Source organism: Mesorhizobium sp. ANAO-SY3R2 (assembly GCF_042466635.1).
In the GTDB taxonomy this organism is placed as follows: Bacteria; Pseudomonadota; Alphaproteobacteria; order Rhizobiales; family Rhizobiaceae; genus Aminobacter.
Window position 1 is genome coordinate 1,435,335 of sequence record NZ_CP159955.1, and the last position, 25,324, is coordinate 1,460,658.

Sequence of the window (25,324 nt, forward strand, 5' to 3'; positions counted from 1 at the left end):
GGGCGCAGTTCAATTTGCTCGACAGGAACGCCATGCCCCTCGACGCCATACGCCAGCAAATCCGCGCCAACTATCTTCCCGATGAAGCCGAAGCCGTAAAGCGGTTGTCGGCAACCGCTGCGCTTTCGGCTGACGAGCGCAAGGCGATATCCGCCCGCGCCGCGGATCTGGTGCGCGCCGTGCGCGGCTCGACCGACCCGCGGCTGATGGAGGTTTTCCTGTCGGCCTACGGCTTGTCGACCAAGGAAGGCGTGGCGCTGATGTGCCTGGCCGAGGCGCTGCTGCGCGTGCCCGACACCGAGACGATGGACGACCTGATCAAGGACAAGATCGCGCCGCACGACTGGTCGTCGCATTCGGGCGGTTCGAGCTCGATCTTTGTCAACGCCTCGACCTGGGCGCTGATGCTGACCGGCCGCGTACTCGACGAAGGCGAGGGCTCGATCGAACGCACGCTGCGCGCCATGGTGCGCCGTTTGGGCGAGCCGGTCATCCGCACGGCGGTGGCGGCTGCGATGCGCGAAATGGGCGAACAGTTCGTGCTCGGCCGCACGATCAAGGAAGCGGTCAAGCGCGGCCGCTCGATGATCCAGAAGGGCTATCTCTATTCCTTCGACATGCTGGGCGAGGCCGCGCGCACCGAAGCCGATGCGCTGCGCTATCACCGCGCTTATGCCGAGGCGATCGCGTCGCTCGACAGCGGCACCAATGGCGCCGACATCCGCTACAACCACGGCATTTCGGTCAAGCTGTCGGCGCTGCACCCGCGCTACGAAGTCTCCCACAAGGACGAGATGCTGCCGGTCATGGCCGAGCGGCTGCTGTCGCTGTGCGTGGCCGCAAAGCGGGCCCGGATGGGGCTCAACATCGACGCGGAGGAGGCCGACCGCCTCGACCTGTCGCTCGACGTCATCGAACGCGTCCTGGCTGATCCGCAACTTGAAGGCTGGAACGGCTTTGGCGTCGTCGTGCAGGCCTATGGCCCGCGCACGGCCTTCGCCATCGACTGGCTCTATGCACTCGCCAACAAGCTCGACCGCAATATCATGGTTCGCCTGGTCAAGGGCGCTTACTGGGATACCGAGATCAAGCGCGCCCAGACGCTCGGCTTGCCGGGCTATCCGGTGTTCACCCGCAAGGCTAACACCGACGTTTCCTACATGGCCTGCGCGCGCAAGCTTTTGTCGATGACCGATCGCATCTATCCGCAGTTCGCCACTCACAACGCGCACACGGTCGCGGCGATCCTGTCGATGGCCAAGGACCGCACCTCCTTCGAGTTCCAGCGCCTGCACGGCATGGGCGAAGCGCTGCACGAGACCGTGCGCAAGGCCGAAGGTACGCGCTGCCGCATCTACGCACCTGTTGGCGCGCATTCGGACCTGCTCGCTTATCTGGTTCGCCGCCTGCTCGAAAACGGCGCCAACTCGTCCTTCGTGCATCAGTTGACCGACGAGGACGTGGCGCCGGAAGATATCGCTCGCGACCCGCTGGAAACCGTGGAGATGCAGGGCCCGGCATCCAACCCGTCAATCCCGGCACCTGCGGCGATCTTTGGCGCCGGCCGCCAGAACGCCAAGGGCTGGGATATCACCGACACCGTGACGCTGGCCGCCCTCGACAAGGCCAGGGCAGAATTCGCGGGCGCCGAGCGCTGGACCGCCACGCCGGTCACGCGGGCTGGTGCGACGGGCACTTCGCGCAAGATCGTCAATCCGGCCAAGCCCGACGACATCGTCGGCACAGTGACCGAGGCGACTGCCGCACAGGTTCCGGCGGCCGTCGGTTTCGCGCTCGAGGCGCAGGCGGCCTGGGCTAGGAGGCCGGTTGCCGAACGCGCCGCTGTCCTGCGCCGCACCGCCGACCTCTACGAGGCCCATGCTCCCGAGTTCTTCGCCCTCGCCACCCGCGAGGCCGGCAAGTCGCTGTCCGATGGCGTCGCCGAGGTGCGCGAGGCGGTCGACTTCCTGCGCTACTACGCGGCCGAGGCCGAACGCGCCGAGGCCGGCACCGAGGCGCGCGGCGTGATCGTATGCATCTCGCCCTGGAACTTTCCGCTGGCCATCTTCACCGGCCAGATCGCGGCAGCTCTCGTCACCGGTAACACCGTCATTGCCAAGCCGGCCGAGCAGACGCCGCTGATTGCGGCGCGTGCGGTCGAACTGATGCGCGAGGCCGGCGTGCCTGAAGACGTGATCCAGCTTCTGCCGGGCGACGGCCCCACTGTCGGCGCGCCGCTGACGGCCGATCCGCGCATTGCCGGTGTCTGCTTCACCGGCTCGACCGAAGTGGCAAAACTGATCGAAAGGCAGCTGGCCGAGACGGCTGCGCCCGACGCCATGCTGATCGCCGAGACCGGCGGGCTGAATGCGATGATCGTTGATTCGACGGCGTTGCCCGAGCAGGCGATCCGCGACGTGCTGGCCTCATCCTTCCAGAGTGCCGGCCAGCGCTGCTCGGCGCTGCGCGTGCTCTACGTCCAGACCGATGTCGAAAAGAAGATGGTCGAGATGCTGAAGGGCGCAATGGAAGCGCTGAGTATCGGTGATCCGTGGCAGCTTTCGACCGATGTCGGTCCCGTCATCGACGAGGAAGCGCAAGCCTCGATCCGCGACTATTGCGCCGACATGGAGGCCAAGGGCAAGCTGATCGCCAAGCTTGACGCACCCGCCGACGGCCGGTTCGTCGCGCCGCACGTCTTCCGCGTCAAAGGCATCGAGGAGATGGCACGCGAGGTCTTTGGACCCGTGCTGCATGTCGCAACCTTTGAATCCGATGAGCTGGACGATGTGATTTCGGCGATCAATCGCAAGGGCTACGGCCTGACCTTCGGCCTGCACACCCGCATCGAGGGCCGTGTCCAGCACCTTGTCGACCGCATCCACGCCGGCAACATCTACGTCAACCGCAACCAGATCGGTGCGGTCGTCGGCTCGCAGCCCTTCGGCGGCGAGGGGCTTTCGGGCACAGGTCCCAAGGCGGGCGGCCCGCACTACCTCCGCCGCTTCCGCAAGGCTGCCGAAGCCGGAACGGAACAGCTGGAGGCGCGCAAGGTTACGGCGACCGAGCTGGTCGACAATCTGGTCGATGCCGGAGACTGGGCTAGCCGCCACGATCGTATCGCCATCCTGCGCAAGCATCTGCGTGGCAAGGGCGCTGCGATCGTCGCTGCCGCTGCGAGTGTCGACTTCGGCCAGGTCGACCTGCCCGGGCCGACGGGCGAGGCCAACACGCTGTCGCTCAATCCGCGTGGCCGCGTGCTGTGCCTTGGGCCTGATGCCGAGACGCTGCTGGCCCAGGCGATCCAGGCGTTAGCGGCCGGCAATTCGGTTCTGGCGGTTGCACCCGGTGCGTCGGCTGCGGTGCATGCACTGCTTGGCAAGGGGCTGCCGATCGCAGCGCTCGACGGCTGCGCCGATCCACTGGAAGCCCGCGCACTGGCAATCGACGTTGTTGCCTATTCGGGTTCGCAGGGAGCCATGAAGATCGTTCGCAAGGCGCTGTCCGAGCGCAAGGGCACGATCATTCCGCTGGTCAGCGAGGTGATCTACCCGGCCGCCTATGCGCATGAACGGGCGGTTTGCGTCGACACCACGGCGGCAGGCGGCAACGCCAGCCTGCTGGCCTCGGCGTAGTAAAACAAGGTAGGGGCGGACCTCGGTCTGCCCCTGCGTGTAAGCGTTCGTGCTAACTATTCGGGCGCGAAGCTCAGGCGCCTTCGACGACCGAAAAGCCCTCGAACTGCGGGTGGCCGACATAGGACGCCTTGGAGGAGCCGGCGTTCTTGTGCGCATTGCGGAAGTTCTCCGACCGGGTCCAGGCGCTGAAATCGTCAAAGCTGTCCCACACGGCGTGCGAGGCATAGAGCGTATAGCCTTCGGCCTCGTTGACCGGGCCGCGCAGCAGGTGAAACTCGCGAAAACCCTTCATCTGGTTAAGTGTCGAGTCGCGCTTCTTCCACACATCCTCGAAGGCTTCCTCCGTACCGTTCTTCACCTTGAAGCGGTTCATTGCGATGTACATTGGCTTTTCCTTTCAATCACATCGCCGCAATTGCCGGCGATTTTGCCACACTGGTTGGTTAGCGATAGTGGATGGGGGGCTTCCGGTCGATTGTTTGACGGTCAGCCGGCGACACCCAGCGGCAGTGTGAACTGCCAGCTTGAGCGGCCGGCCTCGGGCGGAATGGGCGGGAAGGGGGCGGCACGGCGCACCATTTCGACCGCGGCGCGGTCAAGTTCGGGTGAGCCTGAACTTCGCACCACGCGCACCCCGCCGACCCCGCCCGCGGCGTCGACGACGAAACCGACGTGAACGTCGTTTTGCGCTTTCGCCCGCACGCCGCGCGAGATGCCCCGCAAGGCGCGCCGCAGTTTGGCAAGAACTTTTCCTGGATAGTTGGATACTGCGGCATTTCCGGCGGTGGCGCTGTTTCCGTTCTTGCCTTTGGTCGTCGTGGTGCCGTTGGCGGCCCCGTCTGCCTCACCCTTGCGCGTGTCGGCCTGTCCGCTGCCGCCTGAGCCGGTTCTTGCAGGCTTTTCTTGCCTTGCCGGCGCCTTGTCTGCCTTCTTCGGCTGCTCTGCCTTGTTCTCCGGTTTCTTGGCGGGCTTTGCCTCTGCTTTCCTGATGGGTTTTTCGAGCGGCTTTTTAACCGGCTCGGGCGCTGGGTCGACCTCGGCGGCGATTGCCTCAGCTTCGGCCGAAGGCTCAGGCTTTTCGATTTCGACGGGTTCGGCTTTGGTCAGTTCGACCGGTTTCTGGACGATGTTGTCGTCTTCAACCGGTTCCAGCGTATCGGTGGCCAGGATTTCGGGAAGCGGGCTGGTCACGGCTGGCTGGATCGGCTGGTCCGATATCGGCTGGATGGTTTCGGTGACAGGCGTTTCGACGGCGACTACCTCGACAGCCTCGATCGTTTCCGGCTGCGCGACCGCCTGAGCCTCGATCGTTTCCACTGGTTTGGCGTCGAGCATGGTCACCATCGTGACGTTGGTGACGGTGCTTGGGTCGAATTCGGAGAGATCTACAGCTGCGGATTGATCCTCGGCTGCGTTGCCGAGCAGTGTGATGCCGGCATTGGCGCTGCCTTCGATCAGCACCTGTTCATCGTTGCTACGCATGATGAAGAACATGGCGACCGCCGCATGGAGTGCACACGAAGCCATGACGGCGGCCAGCCATTTGCGGCTGCGAAGCTTGACCAGGGTTGCCACGGGCGCCAGCGGTTCGCTCGCCCGAACCGACACCAGCGGACTCTGGTCAACCAGATAGGTTCGATCGGCGGTATCGCGGGCGCAAATCCTGAGCGCGCCGCGCGGGATGGCAAATTCCGGGTCGTCGGGCTCGGTCGGCCAAGCACCGAAGCCGGCCAGCGGCCAGGCTGCGGTATTTTTGGCAAAGGCCGGTTCGAGTCCCACAGATTGCTCCTCAGATCCCGAACGCGATGCCGGATTTGGACTGGGTTTGCAGCGACCTGAGGCAGGCCGAAGGTTCAACGCCCTGGCCGACGCAATCCGTGGCGTTGTTAATCAGCACGCGGCTGACCTTGGCGCAGTCGGTGCCGGGCAGGTCGAAGCGTGTGACCTTGGTCTTGCCTGCTGGAAGCTCCTTGAAGTCGAGCACGGTCAGGCGGTCGACAACCCCTGCTTCGTTGAACAGGGCAACCTCGATCGCCGCCTTGGAAAGTTCGGCGCCGAGATTGTTGGTCACCACGAAGGTGAAGCGGCAGCCCTTGTCGGAGGGCTGCGCTGCGTTGAGTTCCAGCACCAGGGCAGGCGACGGCGCCGCATCCTGCGCGACGGCGTTAGCCATCGTCGCGCAGAGCATCGCTGCGGTCAGCACGTGCATGGCGAGCGTGCCAAATCGCATGGTTACCACCCAAGCTCTTTGGAGAGGGAGATCTTGAACGTCCGGCCCTTGGCATCGTCATTCATCAGGAACTCCTTGTATTGGCGGTCGAACAAGTTATCGACGCCGAGGTTGGTCTCCCAGCCGGCGAGTTGGCCATCCTGCGGCTTCCAGGTCAGGAAGATGTCGTGAACGTCGAAGGCCGTGGCGAAGCGCGTCGAATTCGGATCGCCGACAGGGGGAGTGTTCCGGTCGCGTGCGGGATCTTGCGGTCCGGCAACAAAACGCGCCTTCCAACCGAAAGTGACGTCGTGGTCGGGCATTTTACCACCGAGCGTCAGCGCCAGTTCGTGCGGCGCGACCGTCGTCAGATAGGCACCAGTCTGCTTGTTCTTGCCGACGACGTAGGAATAGCCTGCGTTGGCGAAAACGTAGTCGGCGTCGTAGGCGGCCTCGACCTCGAAGCCGTAGATCTCGGCCTCTTCGATGTTGATGAAGCCCGGCTTGTTGTTGAAGCCCGCGGTGAACGGCCGGTTGAGAGCGATCAGGTCCGTTACGGCGTTGAAGAAGCTGGTGACCTTGAGCTGGCCGGCGTCGCCAGCCTGCAGCAGGTCGGATCCGGACAGGGCGAAGCCGGCCTCGAAATTGTTGGATTGCTCTTTCTTCAGGCCGAGGCTCGGCAGGAAGGTCGAGGATGAGCTCGCCGTCGAGAACACCTCGTCGATGGTCGGGAAACGCTCGGTATGTGCGACAGAGCCGAACACCGAGAACGTATCGTTGAATTTGTAGAGAGCGGCGATCTTGGGCGAGAAGGCGGTGTCATCGCTCGATGGTGCATCGAGCGCCGAATCCGGCGTCAGCTTGTGCCAGTCGAGCCGCATTCCGGGGATGATCGTCAGGCGGTCGTCCCAGACGAACTCATTTTGCGCGAAAACACCGGTCTTGAGGTCGGTGCCCTCGGGGTGGAACGCAACGGGGAACTGCGTGCCATCGTTGAAGAAGGCTTCGGCAACGCGGGTCTGGTAGCCAGTCTGCGACCCAAATGTGAAGTGGTTCGTCCAGCTGTCGCCGACCCATTCCATCGTGTTCTGGGCGTTGAACTGCCAGGTTTCGTAGGCGTAGTTCGAATCGCAGACAACCGCCATGCTGCCCGTGCCGCAGGCCGCCCGCATATCGGCGTTGCGCTGCTCGTTGTGGGTGTTGGAGTAGGATGCCGACAGTTTTACGTCGAGCATGTCGTTGTCGGCGAACGGGTTTTCGTAAGAAGCGATGGCCGTCTGGTCGACGATATGGCGATCGATCAGGCCGAAGAAGGCAGTGGCGCTGGTCTGCGACAGCTGCTGGTCGTCGAGGTCGGAATCCCACTGTTGGTAAGACAGCCGCAGCGTGCCCTCGTCACCGACGTTGAAAGTGCCCTTGGCAAGGCCCGACCAGGCCTTGAAGTTCGTGCCGAGTATCTCGTTGCCGTTGCCGGAGGTGTAGACGTCGGAGGCGCGAGAGTTGCCGGTCAGCAGGAATTCGGCATTCTCGCCCCAGCGCTGGGCCAGCACCGATGACAGCAGATAGCCATTGCCGTTGCTGTTCCACGAGCTTTTCAGCCGCAATGCGCCGTTCTGGCCTTCGGCGATGAAGTCGGAGGCGTCCTTGGTCTCGAAATTGATGACGCCGCCGAGCGCACCCGAACCGTAGAGCGTGGACGAGGCGGGGCCGCGCAGCACTTCAGCGCGCTGGTACAGCTCCGGTTCGGAAAAGAAGGAGCCGAGCCGGTACTGCTCGTAGAATTTCTGCGCGCCGTCGACATTGACGATGATGCGGCCGCCGTCGCCGGTGTTTTCCGGCGCACCGATGCCGCGGATGTTGAAGCTCTGGCCGAGCAGTCTTTCCGAACCGGTGATGTTGATGCCCGGTATGTCGCGGAAGATCTCGCCGATGGTCTCGGGCTGCCGACGGTCGATGTCTTCCTGATCGATCACAGTGACGGATTGCGGCGTGTCGATGGCGACCTTGTCCAGGCCGGTCCCGATCACCAGACGCTGCAGCAGCGTTACGCGGCCATTCTTGTCCTGTTCATTCGTCTGCGCTTCTTGCGCGTTCGCGGCCTGCAATCCGACCAGCACCATTATCGCTGCACCGCCCAGCAGAGCAGTCTTGTTTCGAGCCACAAGCCCCATGTCCCAACTCCAAATGTCCCTTGCTGGCTCGCCTGGTGCTCGCTTGCATTTTTTCGTCTGCGCGGCGTGTCTTAAATGTTGACTCGATCACTCCGGTATTGCACTGACTAGTAAACATGATTGATCGAGTCAACAATTTGATTTGACCTGATGGCCACGCCGGATTGGGTCGGCGCGGCGAACGGATGAAGGAGTGGAATGAGATGAATTCGCACAATCCGAGCCATTTCCGTTCGGGCCAATTCCGGCACGGATACCGCAGGACCGAAGGCCAGGTTGGGGTGCGTCCGATGGCCGGCTCGCTGGCCGTCAGGACGCTGACCAGCGAGTCGCTTTTCCTCGGCGATTTCGAGATCGGCATCGACCATGGCGGTGCGCTCTACCGCCTCAAGATTACCCGTCAGGGCAAGCTCATTCTCAACAAGTAGGTAGTTTGGACATGGACCAGCGCGTAAAACCCGCCCCGCACGAAATCCGGCAGGCCCGAGCAGAAAACCCCAAGATGCGCGAGCGTGATCTGGCGGCCCAGCTCGGCATTTCCGAGGCAGAATTGGTTGCGGCCCATGCCGGCGAAGGCGTGGTACGCATCGAACCGCGCGTCAACGACCTGCTGGCCGGCCTGGAAGCTCTGGGCGAGGTCATGGCACTGACCCGCAACGAAAGTGCGGTGCACGAGAAGATCGGTGTCTACGACAAGGTCGTGCCGGGCAAGCATGCCGCGATGGTGCTGGGCGAGGACATCGACCTTCGCATCTTTCCGTCCAACTGGGCTCACGGCTTTGCGGTCGAAAAGCGCGACGGCGACGACATTCGCCGCAGCCTTCAGTTCTTCGATGCTGCCGGAAATGCCGTCCACAAGATCCATCTGCGGCCCACGTCCGACGTTGCTGCCTACCAGGCACTGGTCGATCGGTTGGTCAGCGCGGATCAGTCGCCTTCGGTGCCTACGGTGGCGGCTAGCGCGGAGAAAGCCGAGGAACACGCAGGGGCGAGCGTCGACGAGTTGCGCCAGCGCTGGAGCAACCTGACGGATACGCACGAGTTCTTCGGCATGCTGCGTTCGCTCAAGCTCGGCCGCCAGCAGGCGATGCGCATGGTTGGAAACGACTATGCCTGGACGCTGGAGAAGGACGCGCTATCGGCGCTATTCCACCAGGCCGCCCAAAGCGGCCAGCCGATCATGTGCTTCGTCGGCAACCACGGCTGCATCCAGATCCATTCCGGCCCGGTGAAGGACATCAAGCCGATGGGGCCGTGGATCAATGTGATGGACGAGACCTTTCATCTCCATCTGCGCGCCGACCATGTTGTGGAACTGTGGGCCGTGCGCAAGCCGACCAAGGACGGCCATGTGACCTCGGTCGAGGCCTATGACGCCAACGGGGAAATGATCATCCAGTTCTTCGGCAAGCGCAAGGAAGGCCAAGGCGAGCGCGAGGATTGGCGCAGTCTGGTCGAAAATCTCGCGGTGGCTCCGCAGCAGAGCGCAGCGTAACCGGCACGAGGAGAGGGACTATGCATTTTACCCACAAGCTGGTGCGGGCCACCGCACTGAGCCTGGCGGTCGTCCTGTCGAGCGCTCCCGCAGGTTTCGCGGAGGGCGGCGAAACCCAGTTCCAGGACCAGTCGCGCATCGCTTCGGTTGGCGGTTCGATCACCGAGATTGTCTATGCGCTCGGTGAAGAAGGCAAGCTGGTCGCGCGCGATTCCACCAGCGTCTTCCCGGAGGCCGCGCTCAGTCTCCCTGACGTCGGTTACATGCGTGCGCTGTCGCCGGAGGGCGTTCTGTCGGTCAATCCATCCGGCATCCTCGCGCTTGAAGGCAGCGGGCCCAAGGAAGCAATCGACGTACTCAAGAAGGCAAGCGTTCCCTTCGTCACCGTGCCCGACGGCTTCAGCCACAAGGGCATCCTCGACAAGATCCATATCGTCGGCAAGGCACTCGGTGCCGACGCCAAGGCGGACGCACTTGCAACTGAGGTCGACAAGCAGTTGACCGACGCCGAAGCACTGACGAGCGCCATTCCGCCGGCCGAACGCAAGCGGGTACTGTTCATTCTGAGCCTGCAGGGCGGCAAGATCCTCGCCGCGGGAAGCGATACCGCCGCCAATGGCATCATTGCGCTCGCCGGCGGCATCAACGCCGTCGAAGGCTACTCCGGCTACAAGCAACTGACCGATGAAGCGGCGATCACCGCCCGCCCCGACGTCATATTGATGATGGATCGCGAAGGCGGGTTGGCGATTGATGACGCCGACCTCTACGCCCATCCAGCCATCGCCCCCACTCCGGCGGCGCAAGCCAAGCGGGTCATCCGCATGGATGGCGCCTATCTGCTCGGCTTCGGCCCCCGTACCGCCGCTGCCGTCAAGGAACTGGCCAGCGCCTTCTACGGCGACGCGGTCAAGAAGTGAGGCCTGACAGGTGGTTGAAGAGGCGATGACCGGCCTGGCCGGTGCGCGAGAGCGCGGTCGAGAAGTTACCGGCGACCGTTCCGCGCGCGCAATACTGGTGATTGGCGTGCTGGCCGTAGCGCTTGCTGCAGCCGCCCTCGTCAGCCTGACCTGGGGGGCCTCCGACGCATCGGCGCTGGGGCTTCTTGGGGCGTGGCTATTCGGGGCAATGCCGGGCAGCGAGGCGCTGTCGGCACGGGACGCGATCATCGTCTTCGATATCCGCCTGCCGCGGGTCATTCTCGGTATCCTCGTCGGGGCGGCGCTTGCTGTCTCTGGCGCGGTGATGCAGGGGCTGTTTCGCAATCCCTTGGCCGATCCGGGGCTGGTCGGTGTCTCGGCAGGTGCTGGGCTCGGAGCGGTATCGGTGATCGTGCTTGGGGCGACTTTCCTCGCTCCGTTCACCAGCCTGCTCGGCAGCTATGCGCTGCCGCTGTCAGCCTTTGGCGGCGGCCTGGTCACGACCCTCATTCTCTACAACGTCGCGACGCGACAGGGCCGGACGTCGATTGCCACCATGCTGCTGGCAGGCATAGCACTTGGCGCCATGGCGGTCGCCTTGACCGGAATCCTGGTCTACATGGCCGACGATCGGCAATTGCGCGACCTGACCTTCTGGCAGCTCGGATCGCTAGCTGGCGCAACCTGGGTGAAGATCGCTGCGGCCGGGCCGATCATCGTGCTCGCGCTTGCGGCAACGCCATTCCTGGCGAAGGGGCTCAACGCACTAGCCCTGGGAGAGGCGACCGCCAACCATCTCGGCGTGCCGGTGCAGAAGCTGAAATATGTGGCGATCGTTGCCGTCTCGGCGGCGATTGGGGCATCGGTGGCGGTCAGCGGCGGCATCGGCTTCGTCGGTATCGTCGTGCCGCATCTGCTGCGGCTGGCGATCGGTCCCGACAACCGCTACCTGCTGCCCGCCTCGGCGCTGCTGGGTGGCTGCCTGCTGCTGCTGGCTGATGCCGTCAGCCGCACCATCGTCGCTCCCGCCGAACTGCCGATCGGCATCGTCACGGCGGCCGTAGGCGGCCCGTTCTTCCTCTGGATCCTGCTGCGCAAACGTGGCGTCGTCGATCTTTGACGATGGCCAATGTGAATTGAGAGAGCAAAAAATGATCGAAGCGCGCCAGGTTTCGGTGTCGATCGGCCGCAAGCGTATCGTTGGCGACGTTGATTTTACGGTGCGCCCCGGCGAGTTGGCGGCGATCGTCGGGCCCAACGGCTCGGGCAAGACCACCTTCCTCAGGGCGCTGACAGGCGAGTTGCCTTACACCGGCAGCGTCTCCCTGAATGGTCGGGATATCGCAACGCTCAAGCCATGGGAGGCCGCCGGCATGCGCGCCGTGCTGCCGCAGGCGACCGCGCTGTCCTTTCCGTTCACGGTCCGCGAAATCGTCAAGCTCGGCGTGACCGGCGGCAGATCGGGCGCGCCCACCCGAGAAGGCGAACGGCTGCCCGAACGGGCGCTGGCGCGCGTCGATCTCGAAGGCTTTGCCGGGCGCTACTACCAGGAACTTTCGGGCGGTGAGCAGCAGCGGGTGCAGCTAGCTCGTGTTCTCTGCCAAGTCTGGACGCCAGTGCTGGACGGGCAGCCGCGCTACCTGTTCCTCGACGAGCCGGTGTCCAGCCTCGATATCAAGCATCAGCTGATCATCATGAACATCGCTTGCGATTTCGCCCGGCGCGGCGGCGGGGTGGTCGCCATCCTGCACGACCTCAACCTCGCCGCCATGTATGCCGACCAGATCTGCGTCATGCACCAGGGCAGGCTGGCCGCGACCGGCGCGCCCGATGAAGTCCTGAACGATGATCTGATCGAAAAAGTGTTCGGCTGCCGGCTTCGAGTCGGCGCTTTGCCGGCGGCCAATGTGCCGTTCGTGCTGCCGCAGACGGCGGCCGTATGACTACAGCGCCGCGCGTCCTCTAGGACGCGCAAAGGACGCTGTAGCACCTTGAGTTTGTGCATGATCCTTTCCGAAAATCGATTCCGATTTTCGGGGTCATGCACTAGCCGACCAGCGCCCGGGTCTCCGGCAGCTCAATCCCGAGCAGGTCGCGCATGTTGGGGCGCGCGGCAACCAGGTCAGCGATCGAATAGCGGGCAAGAACCTCGAAAAACGCGTTCAGCGCCTCGCGCAGCGCCGAGTTGAGCCCGCAGCTGTCGACCAGCGGGCACTCGGCAGCATCGGTCTCGAAGCACTCGGCCATGGCAAAAGACTCTTCGGTCACGCGCACCACGTCGAACAGCGAGATCTGGTCGGCGGGCTTCGCCAGCCGAACACCGCCGTTGCGACCGCGCACCGTCTCGACCAGCTTGGCCTCGACCAGCGGCTGCAGGATCTTGAACAGGAACAACTCCGACACCGTGTAGGCGGCGGCGATTTCGGGCACTCGGCTCAGCCGCCCTTCATTGGCCGCGCAATACATCAGGATACGCATGGCGTAGTTGGTCTGGCGTGTGAGGCGCATGGATGTGATTCCTCGCTGTGGCGCGGGCAGGCTTGTTATATGGCCTATACCTTAGAACAATTCCAGACAAGCACTGTCAACAATCTGGGGGGCCGTCGTCCCCTAGACGCAGCCCAGCCTTGCATTCGTGATCGGGCTGGACGGTTGAAAATTTTGCTGCATTGCACAATATTGCTGATGTCGGGAGTCGAAGACTCTGGGGAGGAACCCATGAGGACTGCGACATGCAAAAGATCACTCCGGCCAGACGGCCTTTGGTAGGCACGATACGCCAGTTGCGGCCTTCGGATTTGCCTCGTTTCGCCGAACATCTGACAAGGCTGGACGAGCAGAGCAGGCGCGACCGTTTCAATGGCCTGGCTGACGATGATTTTCTCAGGGCCTATGCCGAGCGTTGCTTCCATGAGGGGGTAACGGTGATCGGTTATGTCGAGGGCGACAAGGTTCTGGGGGCGGCCGAACTCCATGAACGTCCGGAGGAGGATGAGCCCACCGCAGAGATCGCCTTCAGCGTTGAACGCGAACTCCAGCATCGCGGAATCGGCGGCCGCCTATTCCGGCGCGTCATCGCGCAGGCGAGGGGGCTCGCTTACGCCCGCCTGCAGGTGACCACCCACGCCAACAATGCCGCCATGAGAGCACTCGCCCGGCGTTTCAACGCCAGGCTCAGCTTCGAGCATGGCGAGGCAAACGGCATCATTGAGCTCGATGCGGATGGAGCGGCCGATCCCGACTTCGGGTTTCCCTGGGCGGGGGAATTTGGACAAGTGAGCAACGCCGCGTCCATCGCCGCTTGAGCGGACAATTCGAATTGAAGCGCTGCGCCTGCACGCCGATATAGTCCCTGTGACCAACAGGGACGGCGTTCTATGACCTCACCGCACATACAGGCGTTGCCGGCTGCCATGCTTGGGGTTCCAAGCGCTGCCGACGCCCAAAAACTGGCGGCGCTGCGGCGGACCAAGTTCATCGCCACGGCAGCGCTTGTCCTGTGCGTCACTATCTTTGCGACAGCTAAGTCCCTGCAGGGACGCTGGCCTTGGCTCGGTTTCGTTGCCGCCTTTGCCGAGGCTGCCACCATCGGCGGCCTCGCCGACTGGTATGCGGTTGTTGCGCTGTTCAAGCGGCCGCTCGGCCTGCCCATTCCGCATACTGCGATCATCCCATCGAACCAGAACCGAATCGCCGATAATCTCGGCCTGTTTATCGAGGCCAATTTCCTCGCGCCCGAGCCGGTACGGCAGAAGCTTAGGGAAGTGGATTTCGCGGCCCTCGTCGCCGACTGGCTGTCGGATCGAAGCCGAGCGGAGGGGTTGTCACGCTTCGTCGGCAGGCTCGTGCCGCAGATGCTTCAGGCACTCGAAGGCTCGGGCCTGCGCGATTTCGCCACCCGCCGGATGATCGAACGCTTGGGCAGGGTCGATGCCGCGCCGCTGGCGGCGGAGCTGCTGTCCGCCTTTACCGACGATCGCCGGCATCAGCGCCTGCTCGACGAGTTCATCAAGATCGTCGGCAATTTCCTGAAGGACGAGCAGGCGCAGGCCATGCTGCGCGAAAAGATCAGGGACGAGCTGCCCTCGGTTTTCAACCTGTTCCGCGCCGACGCTTATCTGCTCAAGCGCATTGTCGCCTCGGCGGCGACGCTGCTCGATGAGGTCAGGGCCGATCCCGACCATCCGTTGCGTGGCGAATTCGACACTTTCGTCCATGGCTTTGTCGACAGGCTGCGGCATTCGCCCGACTACGCGCAACGCGCCGAACAACTGAAGCGCAATTTCCTTGCCCGGCCTGAGTTGCGCGGGCTGGCGCGTGATGTCTGGGCGAGCATGCGTGGTTTCATCGAGCAGGATGTCGCTTCGCAGGACTCGCTGACCCGCAAGCACCTCACCAGCCTTTTCATCGAGATCGGCCAGAATCTGGCGAGCGAGCCGGAGGTCAGGGCCGAGATGAACGAGGGTTTTGTCCTTGCGCTCGCGTCCTTTGTGGAGAGCCAGAAGAGCGGTGTGTCGGGCTTCATCGCCGATCAGGTGAAAGGCTGGGACCTCGGCCAACTGACCCGGCTGATCGAGCTCAACATTGGTCGCGACCTGCAATACATCCGATTCAACGGCATGCTGATCGGCGGCCTTGCGGGGCTGGCGCTCTATTCCGCCGAGTTGCTGTTTCTGACGAACTGACGGCACCCAAGGTAATGCCAAGCCACTGGCGGGGCGGCGGATTTCAGCTCTCCTGTGGGTTTCGCGATACTGGCCGCGCATTGCCGGCCATTGGGTGCTAAGGGACGCCGATCACCCCTAAGATATCAATCGAGGAAGAGGATGAAGGTAGGTATCGAGATGGGGGCTGCGTCCGGCGGGACGAAAGCCCAGCTTGATCTCGAGGAACTTCTTGCGACCCGTTTGCTGGTTCAAGGCAATTCGGGCTCGGGAAAGTCGCACCTGCTGCGCCGCCTCCTCGAGCAGAGCGCACCGTGGGTGCAGCAATGCGTGATCGACCCGGAGGGCGACTTCGTCACGCTGGCCGACCGCTTTGGCCATGTGGTGGTCGATGCCCAGCGCACCGAGGCGGAGCTTACCCGCATTGCCGGGCGTATCCGCCAGCACCGCGTCTCCGTCGTCCTCAATCTCGAGGGCCTCGACGTCGAGCAGCAGATGCGCGGCGCAGCGGCCTTTCTCAACGGCATGTTCGATGCCGAACGCGACTTCTGGTACCCGGTGCTGGTCGTTGTCGACGAAGCGCAGCTGTTTGCACCCGCCGTTGCCGGCGAGGTTTCGGACGAGGCGCGCAAGATTTCGCTCAGCGCCATGACCAACCTGATGTGCCGAGGCCGCAAGCGCGGGCTGGCCGGCGTCATCGCCACCCAGCGTCTGGCCAAGCTCGCCAAGAACGTGGCGGCGGAAGCCTCCAACTTCCTGATGGGTCGTACCTTCCTCGACATCGACATGGCGCGCGCCGCCGACCTGCTCGGCATGGAGCGGCGCCAGGCCGAGATGTTCCGCGATCTGGCGCGCGGTAACTTCGTGGCACTTGGACCGGCGATGTCGCGTCGCCCGCTTCCCGTCGCCATCGGGCCGGTCGAGACGTCGGCTCGCTCGGTCAGCCCCAAGCTGATGCCACTGCCCGATGCCAGTGACGATACGCGCGACCTGATCTTCGCGCCGGAACCTATCGAGGCGCGCCAGACGGTACGCCGCCCGGCTCCGCCGCCGCCGACCCCGACCGCCGACATCATCGCCCAGCTTTCGCAGGTGCGCGCCGAGGCATCGGCCCCGGTCGCCGAACCGATCTTCCCGCTGTTCGACGAGGCCGAACGCGAGGCACTGATCGATACGATCGTGCGCGAGATGGTCGATGATCCCGATGCGGCCTTCCGCACCGATGCGGTGCTCTACCAGGACTTTCTGGTGCGCTGCCGGATCAAGCGCATGCAGGGCGAACCGCCGCCGCTGTCGACGTTTCGGCGCCGCTATGCCGTGGCCCGCGCGGGCGTCGACGACGAGACCGCGTCGAGCGATACCTGGCAGCAGGCGCTCGGCCTGTCGGCAAGCCTGCCGGAAGACCTTCAGGCGGTGTTCCTGATCGTCGCGCAGGCGGCGGTGAAGGGCGCCCCGTGCCCCTCCGACGCGGCGATCGCTCAGGCTTACGGCAGCCATTCCGCGCGCCGGGCACGGCGTCTGCTGACCTATTTCGAGGAGCAGGGGCTGGTCGTCGTGCGAACCGATTTCCATGGCAAGCGCTCGGTGGCGTTCCCGGACCTGGGGTGCGAAACCGCGCTGGGCGATCCCGACAGGACCGACGATCTTTCCGACCGTCAGGCGGCTGAATAGAACGCGTGGCTACCCGCAAAGGTTGACAAGCTGCCGGAGTTCATGATCCCCAAGCAATAGGCATGGCAGGGGGTGGGGAACATGAGCCTGGAAAAGCCGATTGAGACCTATGAGGAATTGCGCGGGAGCGTTGGCCAGGAGATCGGCGTTTCCGACTGGGTGCTCGTCGATCAGAGCCGCATCGACGGCTTTGCCGATTGCACCGGCGATCGCCAGTGGATCCACGTCGATCCCGAGCGGGCGCGCCGGCAGAGCCCTTTCCGCACCACCATCGCCCACGGCTTCCTGACACTGTCGCTGGTCGGTGCGCTGATCCAGGAAATGGGTGTGATCCCGCTGAACACCCAGGCCGCCTTCAACTATGGGCTCGACAAGGTCCGCTTCATCTCGCCGGTCAAGGTGGGGGCGCGGGTCCGCATGCGCACCGTGCTGATGTCGATGGAGGACAAAGGCCCAGGCCAGTACCTGCTCAAGGCCGAAAACACCATCGAGATCGAAGGCGAGGCCAAGGCAGCACTCGTCGCCGAGACCTTGGTCATGCTCTACGAGCGGCGCAAGAAGGCGATGGCTTGAGCCATCGAGCCGCTATTGCGGCTCGCCGGTGCCGTAGACGCTGCCGGTGATCCTGTCGTCGATTTTCACAGCGCCACCGCCGACCTGAGTTCCGCTGCGGATCAGGTGAATGGAAAGCGCGGTGCGCCGGCGACAGGGGCATATGCCGCCGGTGGGGCAATTGTGAGACTGGCCAAGGTTCGGGCCTGGACCCTGGCTTCCCATGAATGTGAGGTAGGACTCGCGCATGATCTGCGTAGCCATTCCACTTGCATTCATCAGGGGCCAGACCAGGCGTGTCAGCTTTGGCCAAGTCGTTGCTTGTCAGGCAAGCCCTCCTTGAGGCGATATTTCTGCGCTGGCCTGCACGCAATGCGTGTCTGGGTCCAAAAAGGTGCTTGCAGCCGCAATTTGCAGGGATAGGATTTGCTTACCTGACGGGTGCGGGGTCTGCCTGGCCGGTCGCGGCAACAGTGGGAGGTTTCATGTCGGAAGTTACTTTGGTCGTGAACGGCCGAAAGGTCAGCGGCGTGGTGGAGGACCGCACGCTTCTTGTTCATTTCCTGCGAGAGCATTTGGGCCTGACCGGAACGCATGTCGGATGCGACACATCGCAATGCGGCGCCTGCGTCGTCCATGTCGACGGCAAGGCGGTGAAATCCTGCACGATGCTTGCGGCACAGGCCTCCGGCTCCACCGTGACCACGATCGAGGGCCTCGCTGATGGCGCGGACCTGCATCCCGTCCAGGCCGCATTCAAGGAGCACCATGGCCTGCAGTGCGGCTTCTGCACGCCGGGTATGATCATGACCGCCACCGACATGATCCGCCGCCATCCCGAAGGCCTTGATGAGGCGACGGTCCGCGCGGAACTGGAAGGCAACATCTGCCGCTGCACCGGCTACCACAATATCGTCAAGGCGATCCTCGCCGCATCCAAGACGATGGCCAAGGCATCCAAGGGGAAGGCGAAGAGGGCTGCATAGAGCGAATAGGGAGTAGCGAATAGCGAGTAGGGAATTCTCCCGAAAGCAAACGCTGTCTCCCCTGTTCGCTACTCGCTATTCGCTTTTTGAGGTTCGGGAGGAACTGCAATGGGAATGGAAGGCATTGGCGCGCGCGTTGCGCGCAAGGAAGACAAGAGGTTCATCACCGGCGCGGGGCGCTATGTCGACGACATGGTCGTGCCCGGCATGAAACATGCGGCGTTCGTGCGTAGCCCACACGCTCACGCCGACATCAAGAAGATCGACACCAAGGCGGCCGAGGCGATGCCCGGCGTTATCGGCGTGCTGACCGGCAAGCAGCTCAAGGCCGACGGCATCGGCAACCTCATTTGCGGCTGGATGATCCACTCCAAGGACGGTTCGCCGATGAAGATGGGCGCCTGGTCGCCGCTGGCGGTCGACCGTGTGCGCTATGTCGGCGACGCCGTCGTCATCGTGGTCGCCGAGACCAAGGGACAGGCGCGCGACGCTGCCGAGGCGGTCGAGATCACCTACAAGGAGCGCAAGTCGGTTTCGGACGCTGTGGAGGCGCTCGGCAAAGGCGCGCCGCAGATCCATCCCGAGGCGGACGGCAACCTGATCTTCGACTGGGGTATCGGCGACGCCGCCGCAACCGACGCGGCGCTGAAGTCCGCCGCTCACGTCACGCGCGTCAACATCGTCAACAACCGGCTGGTTCCAAATGCGATGGAACCGCGCGCCGCCCTTGGCCACTACGATAAGGCCGAGGATCACTACACTTGCTGGACGACCTCCCAGAACCCGCATGTGGCGCGGCTGGTGATGAGCGCGTTCTACAATGTCGCGCCAGAGAACAAGCTGCGCGTGATCGCCCCCGACGTCGGCGGCGGCTTCGGCTCCAAGATCTACATCTACCCCGAAGAGATCGTCTGCCTGTGGGCCTCCAAGAAGACCGGCGTGCCGGTCAAGTGGGTGGCCGACCGTACCGAGAGCTTCCTGACCGACGCTCACGGCCGCGACCATCACACGACAGTCGAGATGGGCTTCGACAAGGACAACAAGATCGTTGGATTGAAGGTCGACACCATCGCCAATCTCGGCGCCTACATGTCGCTGTTTTCATCGGCGACGCCGACCTATCTCTACGCGACGCTGCTGTCGGGCCAGTACAATATCCCGGCGATCTACGGCAATGTTCGGGCCGTCTACACCAACACCGCGCCGGTCGACGCCTATCGCGGGGCAGGGCGGCCTGAGGCGACCTATGTCTTGGAGCGCACGATGGAGATCGCCGCGCGCGAGCTCGGCGTGGCGCCTGCGGAACTGAGGCGAACCAACTTCGTCACCTCCTTCCCGCACCAGACCCCCGTCATCATGTGCTACGACGCGGGCGACTATGGCGCGTCGCTCGATGCGGCGATGAAGCAGGCCGACTATGCCGGCTTTGCCAAGCGCAAGGCGGCGGCGGCCAAGAATGGCAAGCTGCGCGGCATCGGCATGAGCTGCTACATCGAGGCCTGCGGCATCGCGCCGTCGGCTGCGGTCGGCAGTCTTGGAGCGGGTGTCGGCCTGTGGGAGTCGGCCGAAGTCCGCGTCAACGCGGTCGGCACCATCGAGGTGCTGACCGGCTCGCATAGCCATGGTCAGGGCCACGAGACGACCTTCGCCCAGCTCGTCAACCAGCGCTTCGGCGTGCCGCTCGACAGCGTGTCGATCGTTCATGGCGACACTGACAAGGTGCAGATGGGCATGGGCACCTATGGCTCGCGCTCCGGTGCGGTCGGCATGTCGGCCGTCGTCAAGGCTCTCGACAAGGTCGAGGCCAAGGCCAAGAAGATCGCTGCCCATCTGCTCGAGGCCGACGAGGGCGACATCGTCATCGAGAACGGCGCGCTCAAGGTCGCCGGTACCGACAAGAACGTGCCGTGGTTCCAGGTCGCGCTCGCAGCCTACACCGCGCACAACCTGCCGGCGGGCATGGAGCCGGGTCTCAAGGAGACGGCGTTCTACGACCCGTCGAACTTCACCTTCCCGGCCGGTTGCTACATCTGCGAGGTCGAGATCGATCCCGAGACGGGCACTACCGACATCGTGCAGTTCGTGGCAGCCGACGACTTCGGCAACATCATCAATCCGATGATCGTCGAGGGGCAGGTCCACGGTGGTATCGCGCAGGGCGTGGGCCAGGCCTTGCTCGAAGGGGCCGTCTATGACGCCGGGGGACAGCTACTGACGGCGAGCTACATGGACTACACCATGCCGCGCGCCGACGATCTGCCGTCGTTCCAGGTCTCGACCTCGAACACGCCGTGCCCGGGCAATCCGCTCGGCATCAAGGGGTGCGGGGAGGCGGGTGCCATCGGTTCGCCGCCGGCTGTCATGAACGCCATCACCGATGCGCTCGGCCACGAGGACCTGACCATGCCAGCGACGCCGCAGAAGGTCTGGGCGGCACTGCGCGCCGGCACGAAACACTGAGAGAAGCGAATAGGGAATAGGGAGTAGCGAATAGGGAAGAAATTGACAGCGGAAGCAGAACTACTCGCTATTCGCTATTCCCTACTCGCTTCTTTCCCCGAAGGGAGAAAGACACATGTATTCCGTCAACTATCATCGCGCCACCTCGGTCGCGGACGCTGTCAAGAAGGTCAAGTCGGGCGATGGCAAGTTCATGTCCGGCGGCATGACGCTGATCCCGGCCATGAAGACGCGGCTTGCCGCGCCTTCCGACGTGGTCGACCTGACGCATATCGCCGAACTCAGGGGCATCAAGGTCAGTGGCAAGACCGTCACCATCGGGGCGACGACGACGCATTTCGAAGTCGCAAACGACGAAAAGCTCAAGAAGGTTTGCCCGGCTCTGTGCGCCTTGGCCAGCCATATCGGCGACCCGGCCGTGCGCCACAAGGGCACGATCGGCGGCTCCATCGCCAACAACGATCCGGCCGCCGACTACCCTTCGGCGATGCTGGCGTTGGGGGCGACCATCGTCACCAACAAGCGGGAGATTGCGGCAGACAAGTTCTTCAAGGGCCTGTTCGAAACCACGCTCAAGGATGACGAAGTCGTCACCGCCGTCACCTTCACTGCACCCGCCAAGGCCGGCTACGCAAAGTTCCCGAATCCCGCGTCGCGTTACGCCATGACCGGCGTGTTCGTGACCAAGGGCAAGGACGGCGTGCGCGCGGCTGTCACAGGCGCGGGCGACGACGGCGTGTTCCGCTCCAAGGAGATCGAGGCGGCACTCGCCAAGAAGTTCGAAGCCTCGGCGCTCGAGGGCATTTCGGTGCCGTCGAACAATCTGATGAGCGACATCCACGCTTCCGCCGAATATCGCGCCAATCTCGTGGTGGTCATGGCCAAGCGCGCAGTGGCTGCGGCTAACGCCTGAGCGCTTGCTCTCGAAGAATCGTGAGGGGCCTTCGGGCCCCTTGCTCGTTCTGACGAAGCTGCGTCGCCCCGGCCTCTTGGCAGCCGCGGCCCAGGCGGCTTACATGCGGCGAGCGTCGAGGGGGCGCAGCCGAGCAACTGGAGCATATTGGAATGGCGCGTCCGATAACCTCGATCGCCGATCTTCGCGCAATCGCCAAGCGGCGCGTGCCGCGCATGTTCTACGACTATTGCGATTCCGGCGCCTGGACCGAGAGCACCTATCGCGAGAACGAGAGCGACTTCGTTCCGATCAAGCTGCGCCAGCGCGTCGCCGTCGACATGCGCAACCGCACGCTCGAAACCACTATCATCGGCCAGAAGGTGTCGATGCCGGTAGCACTGGCACCGACCGGCCTGACGGGCATGCAGCACTCGGACGGCGAAATCCTTGCTGCGCGCGCCGCCGAGAAGGCGGGTGTACCGTTCACGCTTTCGACCATGAGCATCTGCTCGATCGAGGACGTGGCCGAGCACACCAGCAAGCCGTTCTGGTTCCAGCTCTATGTGATGCGCGACCGCGAGTTTGTCTTGAACCTGATCCGCCGCGCCAAGGCAGCCAATTGTTCGGCACTGGTGCTGACGCTCGACCTGCAGATCCTCGGCCAGCGCCACAAGGACATCATCAACGGCCTGTCGACGCCGCCGCGGATGACGATCCCCAACATCATCAACCTGGCGACCAAGCCGCGCTGGTGCTTCAACATGCTGGGCACCAGCCGTCGTACCTTCCGCAACATCGCCGGCCATGCCAAGGGCGTCACCGACCTGCGCTCGCTGTCGTCCTGGACGTCGGAACAGTTCGACCCGGCCTTGAGCTGGGACGACGTCAAGTGGATCAAGGACCAATGGGGCGGCAAGCTGATCCTCAAGGGCATTCTCGATCCTGAGGATGCGGAAAAGGCGGCGGCGAGCGGTGCGGATGCGTTGATCGTCTCCAACCATGGCGGTCGCCAGCTCGACGGCGCCGTCTCCTCGATCTCGGCGCTGCCTGAAATCGTCGATGCCGTCGGCGACCGCATCGAGGTGCTGATGGATGGCGGTATCCGCTCCGGCCAAGACGTCATCAAGGCGCTTGCACTGGGCGCCAAGGGCGTGTTCATCGGCCGTGCGTTCCTTTACGGGCTCGGCGCCGGTGGCGAGGCCGGGGTAACCAAGTGCCTCGACATCATCCGCAATGAGCTCGACATCACCATGGCCTTCTGCGGCCTGCGCGACATCAAGGACGTCGATGGCCGCATCATCGCGCGGCGGTGAGGGGGGACGTGCCATCCAGGGGAGGTGCCGGTGGCGATGCCTGCGCCCGCCGGCCGGCCGCCATCGGTTTGAATTAAATGAAACGGCAAGTTCGCCGCGTAGCCGGCATGGCAACTCTTGGCACCAAAAGGGCCGGCTACCTGCTGCTGGGGATGGTCATGCTCGTTCTCGGCATAATCGGCGCCTTCCTGCCGCTGATGCCGACCACGATCTTTCTGATTGCAGCCGCGTGGTGCTTCAGCCGTTCGTCGCCGCGGGTGGAGGCGTGGTTGCTCAATCATCGTCGGTTCGGCCCGACGCTGCGCGACTGGCGTGAAGAAGGCGCCATTCCGCGCAAGGCCAAGCTGGCGGCCTATGCTGGCATGTCGATCGGCTACGGGCTGTTCCTGCTCGGAAGGCCAGGGGCATTGTTTGCGATCGCGGCGGCGATTTTCGTCGGTGCCGGCGCTGTCTACGTGGCGACGCGGCCGGATCCGAGGCCGAAGCCGGAACGTGAGTAGCGTCGCTCGGGCGATCACGGAGGCCGTTCTGGCGAATAACGACAATAGCAGTTCGCTGCAGGCCCGATTTGGCCTCGCTGGGCTTGTTGTGCTAGGGAGCGGGCTTATCTGAAGGCCACCGCAGACCCACGCACACCGAAATGACCATGACGAAGCTCTACGACGACGGCGTGAAAATTCTCGCCGTAGCCCCCATGATGGACTGGACCGACCGTCACTGCCGCTATTTTCACCGGCAGCTGAGTGGCGATTCCCTCCTCTACACCGAGATGGTGGTGGCGGATGCGGCGATTCATGGCGTGCGCGAGCGGCTGCTTGGCTTCGACGCTAGCGAACATCCGGTGGCGTTGCAACTTGGCGGTTCCGACCCTGCCAAGCTCGCCGAAGCCGCGCGGATTGGTGAGGGTTTCGGCTACGACGAGATCAATCTCAATGTCGGTTGCCCTTCCGACCGGGTGCAGTCGGGAACCTTTGGTGCCTGCCTGATGAAGACGCCCGAATTGGTCGCCGAATGCGTCGCGGCAATGAAAGGGGCAGTCACGATACCGGTGACGGTGAAGTGCCGGATCGGCGTCGACCACCAGGATCCGGAGCCGGCGCTCGACGCGCTCGCCGACCAGGTTTTCGTCGCCGGCACTGACGCGCTGTGGGTCCATGCCCGCAAGGCATGGCTGGAAGGCTTGAGCCCCAAGGAAAACCGCGAAATCCCGCCGCTCGATTATGATCGCGTCTATCGGCTCAAGGCGAGATATCCAAATCGATTCATTGGCATAAATGGCGGTATCCAGACGCTTGCTGAAGCACGCGCCCATCTCGCCCATGTCGATGGTGTCATGCTTGGCCGCGCCGCCTATCATACCCCGGCGATCCTTGCTGGTGCAGATGCGCTGCTGCGCGACGAGGTGGCCGAGGCGTTCGATTTCGCTGCGCTCATCGATACGATGGCCGACTATGCCGATCGTCACATCGCTTCAGGCGGTCGCCTCGGCCATGTCACGCGCCATATGGTCGGGCTGTTCCACGGTCTGGCCGGCGCGCGCCGTTATCGACAAATCCTCTCGACCGACGCCAACAAGCCGGGCGCCGGGTCGGAGGTGCTGCGCAGCGCCTTTGCCGCGGTCGAACTCATCCGCGACAGCGAAGCGGCCTAATCGCGGAGAATCATCCGGTCGCCGCGGACGTCGAAGCCCGACAGTGAGCCGATGAAGTTCATCCCCAGCAGGCTCTGCCGCAACCCCTGGTCGGCCACGAGCATGGGCAGGTTCTTGCGCTCGATGGCGCCGAGTTCGACAGTGCCGGCGGTGACGCGGGCGGCGTGAGCGATGCCGTTGGCAGTCGATACCGGGATCGTAAAGCTCAACTGGTCGAGGTCGAAACCAGCCTTGCGCGCGTCTGCCAGGGTAAGAACCGTTGTCGTGGCACCGGTGTCGACCATCGCGTCGATCGTTGCGCCGTTGATCGACAAGCGCGCTCCGAAATGGCCATTGGACAATTTGTCGAGCGTGACCGTGGCGCGGCCGTCGCTATCCATCGCCGACAGCGGGCTGCCGGGTACCAATCCGGCGGTGACGCGGCTCGCGACATCCTGCAATTCGTAGCGAAACTGATAGCCGGCGACGAGCACCAGGGCGATCAGCAGCCACATTGCGATGCTACGCAGGCTGTCGCTCCATGGCACGCGGCGGCCAAGGACGCTTGCGCCGATGACCAGGGCCAGTGCGCCTAGATAGATCAGGCTGCCGAATTGGTCGTTGCCCATTCCGAAGGTTTCGCCCGAAGAATGGTTGAACAGGAGCAGGAGCAGTCCGCCGCCGAGTAGCGCGATGACAATCCAGTAGAGGCGATTCATG

23 protein-coding genes are annotated in these 25,324 nt (G+C 63.8%); 16 read left to right on the plus strand and 7 right to left on the minus strand.

What is annotated here, in order from left to right; translation table 11 throughout:
- Window positions 1–32 precede the first annotated feature (32 nt).
- Entirely contained in the window at window positions 33–3,635 is a 3,603-nt protein-coding gene (gene putA / locus ABSY17_RS11675; RefSeq protein WP_378950504.1) for a bifunctional proline dehydrogenase/L-glutamate gamma-semialdehyde dehydrogenase PutA, read from the plus strand.
- 73 nt (window positions 3,636–3,708) lie between these two features.
- Here putA and ABSY17_RS11680 read toward each other — a convergent pair whose 3' ends face one another.
- The 4 genes from ABSY17_RS11680 to ABSY17_RS11695 form a co-directional block, all read right to left on the minus strand.
- On the minus strand, window positions 3,709–4,023 hold the full coding sequence (locus ABSY17_RS11680) for an antibiotic biosynthesis monooxygenase family protein (protein WP_378950507.1): 315 nt from the start codon (window positions 4,021–4,023) through the stop codon (window positions 3,709–3,711).
- 101 nt (window positions 4,024–4,124) lie between these two features.
- Complete coding sequence (locus ABSY17_RS11685; protein WP_378950510.1) at window positions 4,125–5,417, minus strand: TonB family protein; 1,293 nt, start codon at window positions 5,415–5,417, stop codon at window positions 4,125–4,127.
- Window positions 5,418–5,427: 10 nt separating this feature from the next.
- Window positions 5,428–5,826 carry a hypothetical protein gene (locus ABSY17_RS11690; protein ID WP_378952613.1) on the minus strand — a complete coding sequence of 133 codons (399 nt, stop codon included), beginning with the start codon at window positions 5,824–5,826 and terminating at the stop codon, window positions 5,428–5,430.
- A gap of 44 nt (window positions 5,827–5,870) precedes the next feature.
- A complete protein-coding gene (locus ABSY17_RS11695; RefSeq protein WP_378950513.1) occupies window positions 5,871–8,018 on the minus strand; it encodes a TonB-dependent receptor domain-containing protein in 2,148 nt (715 codons plus the stop codon).
- Between the two features lie 203 nt (window positions 8,019–8,221).
- Here ABSY17_RS11695 and hemP point away from each other — a divergent pair, with 203 nt between their 5' ends.
- From hemP to ABSY17_RS11720, 5 genes are read left to right on the plus strand one after another with little or no spacing between them, the layout of a single operon-like run.
- On the plus strand, window positions 8,222–8,446 hold the full coding sequence (gene hemP, locus ABSY17_RS11700) for a hemin uptake protein HemP (protein WP_378950515.1): 225 nt from the start codon (window positions 8,222–8,224) through the stop codon (window positions 8,444–8,446).
- A gap of 11 nt (window positions 8,447–8,457) precedes the next feature.
- Window positions 8,458–9,513 (plus strand): hemin-degrading factor, encoded by a 1,056-nt coding sequence (locus ABSY17_RS11705; protein WP_378950518.1) that lies wholly within the window; start codon window positions 8,458–8,460, stop codon window positions 9,511–9,513.
- A 20-nt stretch (window positions 9,514–9,533) separates the two neighbouring features.
- The gene (locus tag ABSY17_RS11710; protein WP_378950521.1) at window positions 9,534–10,433 is read left to right on the plus strand and encodes a hemin ABC transporter substrate-binding protein; all 900 of its coding nucleotides are present in this window, start codon (window positions 9,534–9,536) and stop codon (window positions 10,431–10,433) included.
- A 25-nt stretch (window positions 10,434–10,458) separates the two neighbouring features.
- The gene (locus ABSY17_RS11715) at window positions 10,459–11,553 is read left to right on the plus strand and encodes a FecCD family ABC transporter permease (protein ID WP_378950524.1); all 1,095 of its coding nucleotides are present in this window, start codon (window positions 10,459–10,461) and stop codon (window positions 11,551–11,553) included.
- Window positions 11,554–11,584: 31 nt separating this feature from the next.
- A complete protein-coding gene (locus ABSY17_RS11720) occupies window positions 11,585–12,376 on the plus strand; it encodes a heme ABC transporter ATP-binding protein (protein ID WP_378950527.1) in 792 nt (263 codons plus the stop codon).
- Window positions 12,377–12,479: 103 nt separating this feature from the next.
- Here the strand turns inward: ABSY17_RS11720 and rirA are convergent, their stop codons facing one another.
- Window positions 12,480–12,941: an iron-responsive transcriptional regulator RirA gene (gene rirA / locus ABSY17_RS11725; protein ID WP_378950530.1), complete on the minus strand. Its 462-nt coding sequence runs from the start codon at window positions 12,939–12,941 to the stop codon at window positions 12,480–12,482.
- Between the two features lie 224 nt (window positions 12,942–13,165).
- Between rirA and ABSY17_RS11730 the strand changes: the two genes are divergently transcribed.
- The 4 genes from ABSY17_RS11730 to ABSY17_RS11745 all read left to right on the plus strand — a co-directional run bounded on the left by ABSY17_RS11730 (window position 13,166) and on the right by ABSY17_RS11745 (window position 17,341).
- The gene (locus ABSY17_RS11730) at window positions 13,166–13,738 is read left to right on the plus strand and encodes a GNAT family N-acetyltransferase (RefSeq protein WP_378950532.1); all 573 of its coding nucleotides are present in this window, start codon (window positions 13,166–13,168) and stop codon (window positions 13,736–13,738) included.
- A 72-nt stretch (window positions 13,739–13,810) separates the two neighbouring features.
- On the plus strand, window positions 13,811–15,118 hold the full coding sequence (locus ABSY17_RS11735; protein ID WP_378950535.1) for a DUF445 domain-containing protein: 1,308 nt from the start codon (window positions 13,811–13,813) through the stop codon (window positions 15,116–15,118).
- A 141-nt stretch (window positions 15,119–15,259) separates the two neighbouring features.
- The gene (locus tag ABSY17_RS11740) at window positions 15,260–16,768 is read left to right on the plus strand and encodes a helicase HerA domain-containing protein (RefSeq protein WP_378950538.1); all 1,509 of its coding nucleotides are present in this window, start codon (window positions 15,260–15,262) and stop codon (window positions 16,766–16,768) included.
- Between the two features lie 81 nt (window positions 16,769–16,849).
- Window positions 16,850–17,341 (plus strand): MaoC family dehydratase, encoded by a 492-nt coding sequence (locus ABSY17_RS11745; RefSeq protein ID WP_378950541.1) that lies wholly within the window; start codon window positions 16,850–16,852, stop codon window positions 17,339–17,341.
- 12 nt (window positions 17,342–17,353) lie between these two features.
- Here the strand turns inward: ABSY17_RS11745 and ABSY17_RS11750 are convergent, their stop codons facing one another.
- Complete coding sequence (locus tag ABSY17_RS11750; protein ID WP_378950544.1) at window positions 17,354–17,584, minus strand: hypothetical protein; 231 nt, start codon at window positions 17,582–17,584, stop codon at window positions 17,354–17,356.
- 221 nt (window positions 17,585–17,805) lie between these two features.
- On the opposite strand from ABSY17_RS11750, the gene ABSY17_RS11755 reads away from it, so the two are divergent.
- The 6 genes from ABSY17_RS11755 (at window position 17,806) to dusA (ending at window position 24,625) form a co-directional block, all read left to right on the plus strand.
- Window positions 17,806–18,306 carry a (2Fe-2S)-binding protein gene (locus tag ABSY17_RS11755; RefSeq protein WP_378950547.1) on the plus strand — a complete coding sequence of 167 codons (501 nt, stop codon included), beginning with the start codon at window positions 17,806–17,808 and terminating at the stop codon, window positions 18,304–18,306.
- A 108-nt stretch (window positions 18,307–18,414) separates the two neighbouring features.
- Window positions 18,415–20,766, plus strand: a complete 2,352-nt coding sequence (locus ABSY17_RS11760; RefSeq protein ID WP_378950550.1) for a xanthine dehydrogenase family protein molybdopterin-binding subunit — start codon at window positions 18,415–18,417, stop codon at window positions 20,764–20,766.
- A gap of 115 nt (window positions 20,767–20,881) precedes the next feature.
- The gene (locus ABSY17_RS11765) at window positions 20,882–21,679 is read left to right on the plus strand and encodes an FAD binding domain-containing protein (RefSeq protein WP_378950553.1); all 798 of its coding nucleotides are present in this window, start codon (window positions 20,882–20,884) and stop codon (window positions 21,677–21,679) included.
- A gap of 152 nt (window positions 21,680–21,831) precedes the next feature.
- Window positions 21,832–22,974: an L-lactate dehydrogenase gene (locus ABSY17_RS11770; protein ID WP_378950556.1), complete on the plus strand. Its 1,143-nt coding sequence runs from the start codon at window positions 21,832–21,834 to the stop codon at window positions 22,972–22,974.
- A gap of 77 nt (window positions 22,975–23,051) precedes the next feature.
- The gene (locus tag ABSY17_RS11775) at window positions 23,052–23,474 is read left to right on the plus strand and encodes a YbaN family protein (RefSeq protein ID WP_378950559.1); all 423 of its coding nucleotides are present in this window, start codon (window positions 23,052–23,054) and stop codon (window positions 23,472–23,474) included.
- Window positions 23,475–23,620: 146 nt separating this feature from the next.
- Window positions 23,621–24,625, plus strand: coding sequence for a tRNA dihydrouridine(20/20a) synthase DusA (gene dusA / locus ABSY17_RS11780; RefSeq protein WP_378952616.1), 1,005 nt, complete (start codon window positions 23,621–23,623; stop codon window positions 24,623–24,625).
- Here dusA and ABSY17_RS11785 read toward each other — a convergent pair.
- A complete protein-coding gene (locus ABSY17_RS11785) occupies window positions 24,622–25,323 on the minus strand; it encodes a TIGR02281 family clan AA aspartic protease (protein ID WP_378950562.1) in 702 nt (233 codons plus the stop codon). The genes dusA and ABSY17_RS11785 overlap by 4 nt on opposite strands.
- Between the last annotated feature and the right edge of the window lies 1 nt (window position 25,324).